This window comes from Streptomyces sp. NBC_00986 (assembly GCF_045162565.1).
Taxonomy (GTDB): domain Bacteria; phylum Actinomycetota; class Actinomycetes; order Streptomycetales; family Streptomycetaceae; genus Streptomyces.
In genome coordinates this window covers 2,316,475-2,329,038 of the sequence record NZ_CP108733.1, presented here as the reverse complement: position 1 = coordinate 2,329,038, position 12,564 = coordinate 2,316,475, and the positions used below count along the sequence as shown (strand labels likewise).

The 12,564-nt window shown below is 71.2% G+C and carries 9 protein-coding genes; 4 read left to right on the top strand and 5 right to left on the bottom strand.

Annotation, left to right across the window (positions count from 1 at the left end; all coding sequences use genetic code 11):
- Positions 1-146: 146 nt before the first annotated feature.
- Both OG504_RS10200 and OG504_RS10195 read left to right on the top strand, forming a co-directional pair.
- Entirely contained in the window at positions 147-2,201 is a 2,055-nt protein-coding gene (locus OG504_RS10200; protein WP_405989492.1) for a phosphocholine-specific phospholipase C, read from the top strand.
- Between the two features lie 52 nt (positions 2,202-2,253).
- Positions 2,254-3,096 carry a phospholipid scramblase-related protein gene (locus OG504_RS10195; protein WP_327399909.1) on the top strand — a complete coding sequence of 281 codons (843 nt, stop codon included), beginning with the start codon at positions 2,254-2,256 and terminating at the stop codon, positions 3,094-3,096.
- Between the two features lie 6 nt (positions 3,097-3,102).
- Here the strand turns inward: OG504_RS10195 and OG504_RS10190 are convergent, their stop codons facing one another.
- Both OG504_RS10190 and OG504_RS10185 read right to left on the bottom strand, forming a co-directional pair.
- Positions 3,103-4,068 (bottom strand): hypothetical protein, encoded by a 966-nt coding sequence (locus tag OG504_RS10190; protein WP_405989491.1) that lies wholly within the window; start codon positions 4,066-4,068, stop codon positions 3,103-3,105.
- Complete coding sequence (locus tag OG504_RS10185; RefSeq protein WP_405989490.1) at positions 4,065-4,859, bottom strand: phosphatase PAP2 family protein; 795 nt, start codon at positions 4,857-4,859, stop codon at positions 4,065-4,067. The genes OG504_RS10190 and OG504_RS10185 overlap by 4 nt, the downstream gene beginning before the upstream one ends.
- Before the next feature lie 224 nt (positions 4,860-5,083).
- Here OG504_RS10185 and OG504_RS10180 point away from each other — a divergent pair, with 224 nt between their 5' ends.
- Positions 5,084-5,707 (top strand): TetR/AcrR family transcriptional regulator, encoded by a 624-nt coding sequence (locus tag OG504_RS10180; protein WP_033281696.1) that lies wholly within the window; start codon positions 5,084-5,086, stop codon positions 5,705-5,707.
- A gap of 166 nt (positions 5,708-5,873) precedes the next feature.
- Here OG504_RS10180 and OG504_RS10175 read toward each other — a convergent pair whose 3' ends face one another.
- The 3 genes from OG504_RS10175 to OG504_RS10165 all read right to left on the bottom strand — a co-directional run bounded on the left by OG504_RS10175 (position 5,874) and on the right by OG504_RS10165 (position 9,460).
- Complete coding sequence (locus OG504_RS10175) at positions 5,874-6,914, bottom strand: DUF2510 domain-containing protein (protein WP_405989489.1); 1,041 nt, start codon at positions 6,912-6,914, stop codon at positions 5,874-5,876.
- A 94-nt stretch (positions 6,915-7,008) separates the two neighbouring features.
- On the bottom strand, positions 7,009-8,163 hold the full coding sequence (locus OG504_RS10170; RefSeq protein ID WP_405989488.1) for an anhydro-N-acetylmuramic acid kinase: 1,155 nt from the start codon (positions 8,161-8,163) through the stop codon (positions 7,009-7,011).
- Complete coding sequence (locus tag OG504_RS10165; protein ID WP_405989487.1) at positions 8,084-9,460, bottom strand: MFS transporter; 1,377 nt, start codon at positions 9,458-9,460, stop codon at positions 8,084-8,086. The genes OG504_RS10170 and OG504_RS10165 overlap by 80 nt, the downstream gene beginning before the upstream one ends.
- 157 nt (positions 9,461-9,617) lie before the next feature.
- Here OG504_RS10165 and OG504_RS10160 point away from each other — a divergent pair, with 157 nt between their 5' ends.
- Positions 9,618-12,302 (top strand): ATP-binding protein, encoded by a 2,685-nt coding sequence (locus tag OG504_RS10160; RefSeq protein WP_405989486.1) that lies wholly within the window; start codon positions 9,618-9,620, stop codon positions 12,300-12,302.
- Positions 12,303-12,564 lie beyond the last annotated feature (262 nt).

Below are 12,564 nucleotides of genomic sequence, written 5' to 3'. Positions count from 1 at the left end.
GCGGAGCCGCCCCCGCACGTACGGGCGAGTTTCACACAGGCGCCACCAGACCCTTCCCTGACGTTTGTTGCTCTTGGAACACTCGCACCGCGCGCATTTCGCCATGTTCCGGCCGGCCGCGCGTCAGGATGAGAGGTGCCTCACCCATGTCCGAAGTCAATCGGCGTCGTTTTCTCCAACTCGCGGGGGCCACCACGGCCTTCACGGCACTGTCGAACAGCATCGAGCGTGCCGCCGCGCTCCCGGCGAACCACCGCTCGGGGAGCATCGAGGACGTCGAGCACATCGTCGTCCTGATGCAGGAGAACCGGTCCTTCGACCACTACTTCGGCTCGCTCAGGGGCGTCCGGGGCTTCGGCGACCCGCATCCGGTCGTGACCCGGCAGGACGGGAAACCGGTCTGGTACCAGTCGGACGGCACGAAGGACATCCTCCCGTTCCGCCCCGAGGCGAACGACCTGGGCCTGCAGTTCATCCAGGACCTCCCGCACAGCTGGAACGACGGGCACGCCGCGTTCGACGGCGGCAAGTACGACAAGTGGGTGCCGTCCAAGGGCTCCACGACGATGGCGTACCTGACCCGCGAGGACATCCCGTTCCACTACGCGCTCGCCGACTCCTTCACCATCTGCGACGCGTACCACTGCTCGTTCATCGGCTCCACCGACCCGAACCGCTACTACATGTGGACGGGTTACACCGGAAACGACGGCGTCGGCGGCGGCCCGGTCCTCGGCAACGACGAGGCCGGCTACAGCTGGACGACGTACCCCGAGCGGCTGGAGAAGGCCGGGGTCTCCTGGAAGATCTACCAGGACGTCGGTGACGGCCTCGACGCGAGCGGCGGCTGGGGCTGGATCCAGGACGCGTACCGCGGCAACTACGGCGACAACTCGCTCCTGTACTTCAAGCAGTTCCAGAACGCCCAGCCCGGCGACCCGCTCTACGACAAGGCCCGCACCGGCACCGACGCCACCAAGGGCGAGGGCTTCTTCGACCGGCTGAAGGCCGACGTCAAGGGCGGCAAGCTGCCGAAGATCTCCTGGGTCGTCGCCCCCGAGGCCTTCACCGAGCACCCCAACTGGCCCGCGAACTACGGCGCCTGGTACGTCTCCCAGGTCCTGGACGCGCTGACCTCCGACCCGAAGGTCTGGGCGAAGACGGCCCTGTTCATCACCTACGACGAGAACGACGGCTTCTTCGACCACCTGCTCCCGCCGTTCGCGCCGGGCTCGGCCGCGCAGGGCAAGTCGACCGTCGATGTCGGCCCCGACCTCTTCAAGGGCAACGCCACCAACCCGGCCGGTCCCTACGGCCTCGGCCAGCGCGTGCCGATGATCGTCGTCTCGCCCTGGAGCAAGGGCGGTTACGTCTGCTCGGAGACCTTCGACCACACCTCGGTCATCCGGTTCATGGAGACCCGCTTCGGTGTCCACGAGCCCAACATCTCGCCGTGGCGGCGCGCGATCTGCGGTGACCTGACCGGCGCCTTCGACTTCTCCCACAAGGACGTCAAGAAGGTCCCGCTGCCGGGCACCGACGGCTATCAGCCGCCGGACAAGAACCGTCACCCGGACTACGTGCCGACCCCGCCCGCCAACCCGGTGCTGCCGAAGCAGGAGCGCGGACTGCGTCCCTCCCGGCCGCTCAAGTACGCCGCCACGGTGGACGGTTCGGCCGACACGAAGGCCGGGAAGTTCACGCTCACCTTCGCCTCCGGCGCGAAGGCCGGCGCCAACTTCCTGGTCACCTCCGCCAACCGCACGGACGGGCCCTGGAGTTACACCACCGAGGCCGGCAAGTCCGTCTCCGACGCCTGGAACTCGGCGTACTCGAACGGCTCGTACGACCTGACCGTGCACGGCCCGAACGGCTTCCTGCGCGTCTTCAAGGGCCCCGGCAGGACCGCGGGCCCCGAGGTCACCGCGCGGAACTGCGGCGACGACGTCGAGCTGACCTTCACCAACAAGGGCTCCGGGACAGTGGAGTTGAAGGTCGCCAACGGCTACGGCGGGCGTTCCCAGACCTTCAAGGTGCGGGCGGGCGCCACCGTACGGCACACCTTCGACCTGGGCGCGAGCAAGCGGTGGTACGACCTGACGGTCACTTCCGACGGCGACGCGACGTTCCTGCGGCGATTCGCCGGACATGTCGAGAACGGCCGGCCGGGGGTCAGCGACCCGGCGATCGCGACCGCTTGAGGGGCTTTGTGAAGCCGGTTGTTTTCCGGGGCACTCGCGGTAGTGTGCCCCGGTGACCACGCATTCGAACACACCTGCAGGCTGGTACCCGGATCCGCACGGAGCGCCCCAGACCCTCCGGTACTGGGACGGCGCGAAGTGGACCGAGCACACCAACGCGGACCAGCAGGGCCAGGCCGCCCAGCAGCCGCAGGCCGTGCCGCAGCAGCAGGCGGGGCCGGATCCGCGGGCCCAGCGCCAGGTCAAGCAGCAGGTGCAGCAGCAGGCCGGGGTCGCCGGGGGCGGCCCCGGCGGCGGCAGCCTGTTCACCGAACCGGTCCTCGTGGTGAACCAGAAGGCCAAGCTGATCGAGCTGACCAACGAGTACAAGGTCATGGATCAGAACGGCAATGTGATCGGCTCGGTCGACGAGGTCGGCCAGAGCACGCTCAAGAAGGCGCTGCGTTTCGTCTCCAGCCTCGACCAGTACATGACCCACCGGCTGGAGATCCGGGACGCCTACGGGCAGCCGCAGTTGGTGCTGACCCGGCCGGCGAAGATCATGAAGTCCAGGGTGATCGTGTCCCGTCCGGACGGCTCACCGGTGGGCGAGATCGTCCAGCAGAACATGATCGGGAAGATCAACTTCGCGCTGAACGCGGACGGCCGGCAGATCGGCGCGATCAAGGCGGAGAACTGGCGGGCCTGGAACTTCGCGATCGTCGACCACGCGGACAACGAGGTCGCCCGGATCACCAAGACCTGGGAAGGCCTCGCCAAGACGATGTTCACCACCGCGGACAACTACGTCCTGCAGATCCACTATCAGCTGCCCGAGCCGCTGTTGAGCCTGGTGGTGGCGACGGCGCTGACCGTCGACACCGCGCTCAAGCAGGACTCGCGCGGCCTCGGCTGACCCCGGTCACAGTGCGGTGAGATGCCCCGGCGCGGACTTCCGGTCCGGCTGCCGGGGCAGCAACGCCGGTTCGGCGGAGGCCGATTGAGGCTCCAGTGCCAGGACGGCGGCCACGGGATGATCGCGGTCGTCGTACTCGTGCAGCAGCGGTACGGCGGGTGTCACCCGGGTCAGCGACACCACACCCCAGGACGCGACTCCGGCTCCCGCCAGGGCGAGGAGGATGCCGGCCGCACCGCCCTGGAGGCGTTCGCCCAGCAGCGCGAGGCCGATCGCGGCGGCGGCCACCGGGTTCGCCAGGGTCACCACCGCGAGCGGGGCGCCGAGACCGCCCCGGTAGGCGGTCTGCGAGAGCAGCAGCCCGCCCGCCGCGAACACCGCGACCAGCAGGGCGACTCCGACCACCTGCATGCTCAGCAGCGGACCCGAACGGTCCGTCGCCGCGACCGTCACCGTCTGCGTGAGCGCGGAGGCCACACCCGAGGCGACACCGGACGCCGAGGCGTGCCGTAGACCGGGCTTCGCGCCGCGTCGGGCCAGCAGGCCGATCAGGGCGGAGGTCGCGCCCGCGACCGCCAACGCCTGGGGAACGGTGAGGACTTGGTCGGGCTGGGGGCCCGACGCCGTGACCAGCAGGGCCGACAGGCCGAGCAGGGTGAGCGCGGTGCCGCGCCACTCGACCGTGGTGACCCGACGCCCGGCCACGCGTGCGCCCATCGGGACGGCGGCGACGAGGGTGAGGGCTCCCAGCGGCTGTACGACGGTCAGCGGGCCGTACTTGAGGGCCACGACGTGGAGCAGTGCGGCCGACGCGTTCAGGACGACCGTCCACCACCAGGAACCGGTGGCGAGCAGGCGCAGCATGCCCGCGTCGGAGTTGCGGGAGGCCAGCCGTTCCTGGGCCACGGCCGCGGCCGCGTAGGCGACGGCCGAGAACAGGGACAGGACGACGGCGACAAGCGTGGCGTTCATCGGCCGGCTCCGACCAGGACCGGCTCTTCCACGGCGAGTTGGGGCTGGCCGCGTCCGGCGGTCGTCGCCGTGCGGTGCGGGGGATGGATCAGCGCGAGGGCGATACCGAGCATGGCGGCGGCCACGATCGCGTCGAGCCAGTAGTGGTTCGCCGTGCCGATGATGACCATCAGCGTGACCAGCGGGTGCAGCAGCCACAGCCAACGCCAGCGGGAGCGGGTCGCGACGATCAGGCCGATCGCCACCATCAGGGCCCAGCCGAAGTGCAGTGAGGGCATCGCCGCGAACTGGTTCGAGAGGTGGTCGCTGGTCGGCGGGCCGTAGACCGAGGGGCCGTAGACCTTGGCGGTGTCGACCAGGCCCGTCGCGGCCAGCATGCGCGGGGGCGCGAGGGGGAACACGAAGGGCAGTACCAGGGCCGCGGAGGTGACCGTCGCGAGGACGCGGCGGGCCCAGACGTAGTGCGCGGGGCGCCGCAGGTACAGCCAGACCAGGAAGGCCACGGTGGCCGGGAAGTGGACGGTCGCGTAGAAGGTGTTCGCGATGTGCACGAGGGTGTCGCTGTGCAGCAGCACCGACTGCACCGAGCCCTCGTTCGGGAGATGCAGGGTCCGTTCCAGGTCCCACACGTGGCGGGCGTTGTGCAGGGCCTCACCGGTGTGGCCCGTCGCCAGCTGGCGGCCGAACTTGTAGACGAGGAAGAGTCCTGCGACGAGCAGGAGCTCACGGACGAGCGGGGGCCGCGCTATCGCGCTGGTCCCCTTCTCTGCAGGCTCGGTGCGGGCATTCATCCCCCGGCCCCTTCGCTGACGGTGGTGCGTGTGGTGGTGCTGGCCGGGTTTGTGACCCGGTCGGCGGCCCGAACTCATCGGTACGAGTTCGTTCCGATACGCCAGTGTACCGATACGGGCGGGTACCGATACGGCTGAGTACCGGTACACTGGCGTATCGATAGCGAAACGAGACACACTGGAGAGCGGACCCCGGGTCCGTGGACCGAGCGAGGAGACGAGCCATGACGTCGCAGGCTGAGGACGCACCGGACACGGTCGCCGCCTCGCGCCGCTCCAAGATCACGCCGGAGCGTGAGCGGGAGTTCTTCGACGCCGTGCTCGAACAGATCCGGGAATGCGGGTACGACTCCGTCAGCATGGAGGGCGTCGCCAGCAGCACCCGGTGCAGCAAGTCCACGCTCTACCGGCAGTGGGGGACCAAGCCCCAGTTCGTCGCGGCCGCGCTGCGCGCCAACCGCCGGGTGCACTTCACCGGCATCGACACGGGCTCGCTCGCGGAGGACCTGCGCCAGGCCGCACGGGCGGCGGGCGCCTGGTCGGCGAAGGACACGAAACTCGTCTCGGCGCTCGGCCACGCCGTCATCCAGGACAGCGAACTCGCCCAGGCGGTACGCGAGGCGCTCGTCCATCCCGAGATCGCCGCGCTGGAGGACATCCTGCGCCGCGGTGTGGAGCGCGGGGAGATCCCGGCGGACCATCCGGCGCTGCCGTACGTCCCCGCCCAGATCTTCGGCGTCCTGCGGGCCCGTCCGGTCCTGGAGGGCTGTTACGCCGACCCCGACTACCTCGTCAGATTCGTGGAGGCCGCGGTGCTGCCCGCACTCGGGCTTGCCGGGTCACCCTGAGAACCAGGCCGCCGTCCATGGGATGACTGGACGGTGACCTGCTCGCGCCGCACCGTGGGGACGGGGGCGGCGCGCACCCCCCGGCCGGGTGGGGTTCCTCTTGAGCGGAGAGGCGCCCCACCCGGCCGACCGGTGTACGGGGAACTGACTTGACTACGGCGGGAGTTCAGATCTTCTGTCCGTCGCCGCCGGTGCCCGAGGCCACCTTGATGTTCGAGGTGATCTCGTCGATGACGGACTGCTTCTGGCCCACGTCGACACCGAAGCGGACGACGACGATCTGACCGGCACTGGCCGGCGACGGGAACGCGAGCGACTCGACATAGCCGTCGGCGCCCTTGCTGGTGACCGCCTTCCAGCGGACCAGATAGCCCTTCTGCCCGGCCACGGTCACGGCCTTGGAGGCGAGGACCTCGTGGGAGGTGATGCTGCCGTAGGACGTGCCGCCGTAGGACTCCTTCGCGTTGGCGGCGATGTCCGCCTTCGCGACCGCCTCCGCCGTGCTGCCCTTCGTGCCGAGCACCACCGCGGGCGAGGAGTACGCCCCGCCGTTGGTGCAGGTCTGGGAGGTGTTGCCGGGGCACTTGTACGAGGTGTTCGACGTGACCTGCGCGCCGATCTGGATCACCTGGCCGTACCAGTCGGACGGCACGGTGAAGCTGATGCCGTCGAGCGAGTCGGTCACGGTGCCGCCGGCCTTCACCTTCGGCTCCGCGGACTGGCTGGGTGCGGGCGTCGCACCGCCCGCGCCACCGGAACCACCCGTCCCACCGGACCCGCCGAACGGATCGCTCTGGCCGCCCGTCCCGCCGGAACCGCCCGTGCCGCCCTGCCCCTCGGGGCCGCCCTGGCCGCCGATGCCGCCCTGTCCGTTCGGCGCCTGCTGCGGGTTGGCCTGGGTGCCGTTCCCGCTCCCGTTGTCGGACAGTGCGTAGGCACCGACACCGATGGCCGTGAGGACCGCCACGGCCACCGCCACGGCTATGCCCGTGCGCAGATTGCGGCGCGGCGCGGCCGGGGGCGCGGCGGGATACGCCGGGTACGCCCCGCCGTACGGCGGCTCCGTCGGGGGACCCCATTCGGCGCCCGACCCGGCGGGGCGGGTGCGGTCCGTCCATGCCTTGCCGTCCCACCAGCGCTCGGCGGTGGGACCGTCATTCGTCTGCCCGGGATCGGGGTACCACCCGGGGGGAGTCACCTGCGTCATGCCCCTACCGTATGAGGCGTCGGTGAAAGGGGGATGAGAGGATCCGGTCCGAATCGACGCGCTCCGGTGTGTCATGGGCTCGGGTGCCCACTCCTCAGGCGAGAACCAGCCGTACGGGACTGTGCTCGGCGGCCGGTGGCAGCCCCGTTCCGCGCCGCCCCGGTGTCACCGACCCGAGCACGCTCGGATGCCGGGCGCCCGTGCTCGCCGGGACCGTGCCCGGGAGGCCGTGGGCCGTCAGGAAGCCGAGGACGGCGAAGGCGTAGGCCTCCTTCGCGGCGGACGGGAGGCCCAGTTCGTCGGAGGTGCGCAGGGGGACGCCCGGCAGTTCGGTGGCGAGCAGGGTCATCAAGAGGGGGTTGCGGGTGCCGCCGCCCGAGGCGATGACCTCCGTCGCGGCCACCGACCGGACCGCGTCCGCGACCGTGCGGGCCGTGAGGAGAGTGAGCGTCGCGATGACGTCCTCGGCGGGCAGCGTGCCCAGACCGGCGAGCGCGTCCTGGAGATAGCCGAGGTGGAACAGCTCCTTCCCGGTGGTCTTCGGCGCGGGGAGCGTGTAGTACGGCTCGCTCGACAGCCGTTCCAGCAACGGCTTGTGGACCGTTCCACGGGCCGCGAGGGCGCCCTCCGCGTCGTAGGCGAGCCGGCCGCCGCTGAAGCCCCGCGCGGCCGCGTCGATCAGCGCACACGCCGGTCCCGTGTCGAAGGCCGTGCCGTTGGGGGCGGTGAGGTTGGCGATCCCGCCGAGGTTGAGTGCGACCGGGGTGCCCGGACGGCCGCGCAGCCACAGCAGGTCGACGAGGCTGACCAGCGGTGCGCCCTGGCCCCCGGCGGCGATGTCGCGTGGCCGGAAATCGGCGACCACGGGCAGCCCGGTCGCCTCCGCGATCCAGGTGGGCTGCCCCAGTTGCAGCGTGCCGCGCACCGCGCCGCCCTCCACCCAGTGGTAGCCGGTCTGCCCGTGCGAGGCCACCAACTCGGCCCGCCCGTCGCACAGTTCGTCATTCGCCCGGACGGCCGCCGCGGCGAAGGCCTGCCCGATCAGGGTGTCCAGCCGGCACACCTCGGCCAGCGTGGTGGCGGCCGGTGGCAGCGCTGCCGCGAGCGTCTTCCGCAGTTCCTCGTCGTACGCCTCGCTGACCATCCCGAGCGGCTCCAGTACGACGCTGTCACCGACGAGGCTCAGGTCGGCCGCCGCCGCGTCGATCGCGTCGTACGACGTCCCGGACATCAGCCCGATCACCCGCATCCGCTTCCTCCCGACTCGCCGTTCCCGCAGAGTTCTTGGTGACGGCGAGCGCGAGCACGCTCACCGCGCAGGCCGCCGCCGCGTAGTAGGCCGGGATGTCCACGTTCCCCGTCCGCCGCACGCTCTCGGTGATGATGAGCCCGGCACACCCCGAGAAGACGGCATTGGACAGGGCGTAGGCGAGTCCCAGGCCGGTGTACCGCACGCTCGTCGGGAACATCTCCGAGAGCATCGCCGGACCCGGCCCCGCCATCAGCCCCACCACCGCACCCGCCCCGAACACCCACGCGCCCTTCACCGCGTTCGAAGTCCCGTCATCCTGGAGGAGGTTGAGCAACGGCACGGACAGGACCACCACCAGCGCGGCCCCCGCCAGCATCACCGGCCGCCGCCCCACCCGGTCGCTCAGCAGCCCCGCCGGAAGGATGGTCACCGCGAAACCCGCGTTGGCCAACACCGTGGCCAGCAGCGCCTGTTGGAAGCTCGCGTCCAGCGTGCTCTGCAGATACGACGGCAGCACCACCAGGAAGGTGTAACCGGCCGCCGCCCACCCCATCACCCGCCCGGCGCCCAGCGCGATCGCCCTACGGACCTCACGCGCGGGTGGCACCTCCCGTACGGCCTCGCTCCGGAACGCCGGCGTCTCCTCCAGCCGCAGCCGGAGCCACAGCGCGCCGAGCCCCATCGGCAGCGTCAGCAGGAACGCCAACCGCCAGCCCCAGTCGCCCAGTTGACCGGCATCCAGCACACTCGCCAGCAGCGCCGCGACCCCCGCCCCGCCCAACAGCCCCAGCGCCACGGTGAACGACTGCCACGCCCCGTACAGCCCACGCCGTCCCGGCGGCGCGAACTCCGTCAGCAACGACACCGCACCCCCGAACTCCCCGCCCGCGGACAGTCCCTGAACGACCCTCAGAAACGTGAGCAGCCACGGCGCGAGGGCGCCCACCGTCGCGTACGTCGGCAGCACGCCGATCAGCGTCGTCGCGCCCGTCATCAGCGCGACCACCAGGATCAGCACCGGCCGCCGCCCCACCCGGTCGCCGAGCCGGCCGAACAGGGCGGCACCGACCGGCCGGAAGAAGAACGCCAGCGCGAACGAGGCGTACGTCCGCACCAGCCCCTCGGCCGCACCGGCGCCCTCCGGGGTGAAGAACCGCGCCGCGATCACCGTCGCGAAATAGCCGTAGACCCCGAACTCGTACCACTCGATGAAGTTCCCCACCGACCCGGCGACCAGAGCCCGTACGGCAGGCCTGTCCGGGACGGGCCGGGAATGATCGGAAAACACCTTCATTTCAGCGCCTCTTGACCGTTCGTCACCTACATGAGTCCTGCTGATGAGCCGCCGTCACCCGTTGTGGCAACAGCTCCCCGGACCGGCCTCCACTTCGGCATCCGGACGGCTACGCTCAAGGGCTGTACGTCGTTCGGGCTACTGGGGAGGTTTCGGGATGACGGAGGAACGGCCTCCGGAGGCCGCCTCGGCCTCCCTGTGGGAGCGCGACGAGGAAGTCGCCGGTGTGGTGGAGGCGATCGACCGTCTGCGCGCCGACGAGTCCTCCTCCGGCAGCCTGCTGATGGTCCGCGGCGAGGCCGGGTTCGGCAAGACCGCGCTCCTGGCCGAGACCCGCCGTATCGCCGAGGCACGCGGCTGCGCGGTCTGGCAGGCCCGCGGCGGCGAGACCCTCAGGTCCGTCCCCTTCAACGTCGTACGGCAGTTGCTGCAACCCGCCCTGATCTCGCTGATGCCCGAGGAGATCCGCGAGTACCTCGGCGACTGGTACGACATCGCGGGCCCCGCCCTCGGAGTCACCGAACCAGGCGAGCGGCAGCCCGACCCGCAGGGCGTGTGCGACGGACTGGTCGCCGCGGTGCGCCGGCTCGCCAAGCGCGTCTGGCCGCTGGTCCTGATCGTCGACGACACCCACTGGGCCGACCAGGAGACCCTGCGCTGGCTCGCCGCGTTCGCCGAACGCCTCGACGACCTGTCCGTCCTGCTCGTGGTCGCCCGCAGGCCCGGCGAGGTCAGCGGCGAGAGCGCCCGCTACCTGGACGCGATCGCCGCCGCGGCAGGACCGCCGGTCACCGTCCTGGAATCCCTCACCCCGAAGGCCACCGCGGGCCTCACCCGCGCCACCCTCGGCCCGCACGCCGACGGCGCGTTCTGCCGCGAGGTGTGGGCGGTCACCGACGGCAACCCGTACGAGACCGTCGAACTCCTCGCCAAGGTGCAGGACAGCGGCCTCGAACCCGTCGAGGACGCGGCCACCGAACTGCGCGAGCTCAACCGCTCCGCGCGCGGCGGCGGACTCGTCGCCCGCCTGGACGACCTGGGCTTCGAGGCCACCCGGTTCGCCTGGGCCGCCGCCATCCTCGGCACCGGCATCTCCGTGAGCCTGGTCGCCAAGCTCGCCACCATGAGCCGCGAGGAGGCGGGCCGCTGCGCCGAGCTGCTCCGCACCGCCCGCATCCTCACCGCACCCGACCCGGTCGCGTCCCAAGCCGGCGCCGGCGAGCTGGAGTTCGTCCACCCGCTGATCGCCAGCGCCGTCTACGACTCCATCCCGGGCGGGGTGCGCACGGCCATGCACGGCATCGCCGCCCAGGTCGTCACCGACTCCGGGCTCGGCGCGGCATCCGCGTCACGGCACCTCCTCAAGGTGCACCCGGACGACGACCAGGAACTCGTCGAGCAACTGCGCGAGGCGGCCCGCGAACACCTCTCCATCGGCGCCCCCGACGCCGCTCGCCGCTGTCTGGAGCGCGCCCTCCTGGAGCCGCCGCTCGCCGAGAGCCACGCGCACGTGCTCTTCGAACTGGGCTGCGCCACCCTGCTCACCGCGCCCGCCACCACCATCGGCCACCTCCAGACCGCCCTCGGCATGCCCGGCCTCGACGGCCACGCACGCGTGGACGCCGTTTTCCGGCTCTCCCAGGCCCTGCTCCACAACAACCAGCTGGAGGAGGCCGTCCGCACCGTCGAGGCGGAGGCCGCCCGGTACGAACCGGGCGCCGCCCGGATGCGGCTCCAGGCCGTGCAGTTCATGTGGGAGGGCATCCACGCGGGCGAGGGCATCTCCCCGGGACGCTCCGAGCGGCTCGCCGCACTCGCCGGCACCTGCACCGGCCGCGACAACTCCGAGCGGGCCCTGCTGATCCTGCGCGGCTTCGACGCCATGACCCACGGGGAGAACGCCGAGGAGGTCGTCGAGGTCTGCGACCGCGCCCTCGTCAACGGACGGCTCGCCCCCGGACTCGGCTGGACCGACACCGAGTGGGGCATCGAGATCCTCATGATGCTGGCCAGCGCGTACGCCTACACCGACCGCCTGGACCGCGCGGAGAGCCTGTACAACGAAGCCCTGCGCGCCTACGTGTCCGCGGGCTGGAGCGGCGGCCACCTTTCCCTGGCGCACGCCTACATCGGCCTCGGCCACCGCAGGCGGGGCCGCCTCCGTGACGCCGAGATCTCGCTGCGCGAGTCCCTCCGCCTCGCCGAGCGGGTCGGCCGCGGACTGCCCCTGTACTGGTCGGCCACCTGCAACCTGGTCGACACGCTGCTCGCCCGCGGCCATGTGGAGGAGGCCTGGGCGACCGCCGAACAGTACGGCTTCGCACCGCCGTACCCGTCCACCATCGTGCTGCCCGACCCGCGCTGCGTACGTGGCCGCCTCCTGCTCGCCGTCGGCCGCACGAAGGACGGCATCAACGAACTGGAACAGGCCGCGAAGGCGGCGACCGTACGCGGCCACCACAACCCGGTCCTCGTCCCCTGGGCCGTCGACCTCGCCCGCGCGCTCGCCGTCGAGGACCCGACCCGCGCGGCCCAGCTCGCCTCCGACGCGCGTCGCCAGGCCGAACACTTCGGCACGGACACGGCGATCGGGGAGGCCCTCCGCTGTGCCGCTTCGCTGGAAACGGGGCAGCGGGCGGTGCGCCTCGCGGCGCAGGCCGTTGCCTACCTGGAGTCCTCGCCGTGTCAGTACGAGCATGCGGCGGCGCGAGTGGAGTACGGGATCGCTGCGCGGTCTGTGGCGGAGATCAACAGGGGTCTGACGCTTGCGCGTTCGTGCGGGGCGGACGGTTTGGTGAATCAGGCGCGGGAGGTGTTGGAGACGGGGAGGGGGTTGCGGTGAGCTGTCCTTCGGCTGTCGGCCGGTTGGGGCTGGTCGCGCAGTTCCCCGCGCCCCTTAAAAGCACAGGCCGGCCCGTGTTTTTAGGGGGCGGGGGGCTGCGCGCCCTTTGAGAACACGGGCCAGCGCATGTCTTTTGGGCGCGGGGAGTTGCGCGCCCTTTGAGAACACGGGCCAGCCCGTGGCTTTGGGGCGCGGGGAGCTACGCGGCCCCTTAAGAACACAGGCCAGCCCAAGTCTTCAGGGGCGCGGGGAACTGCGCGAC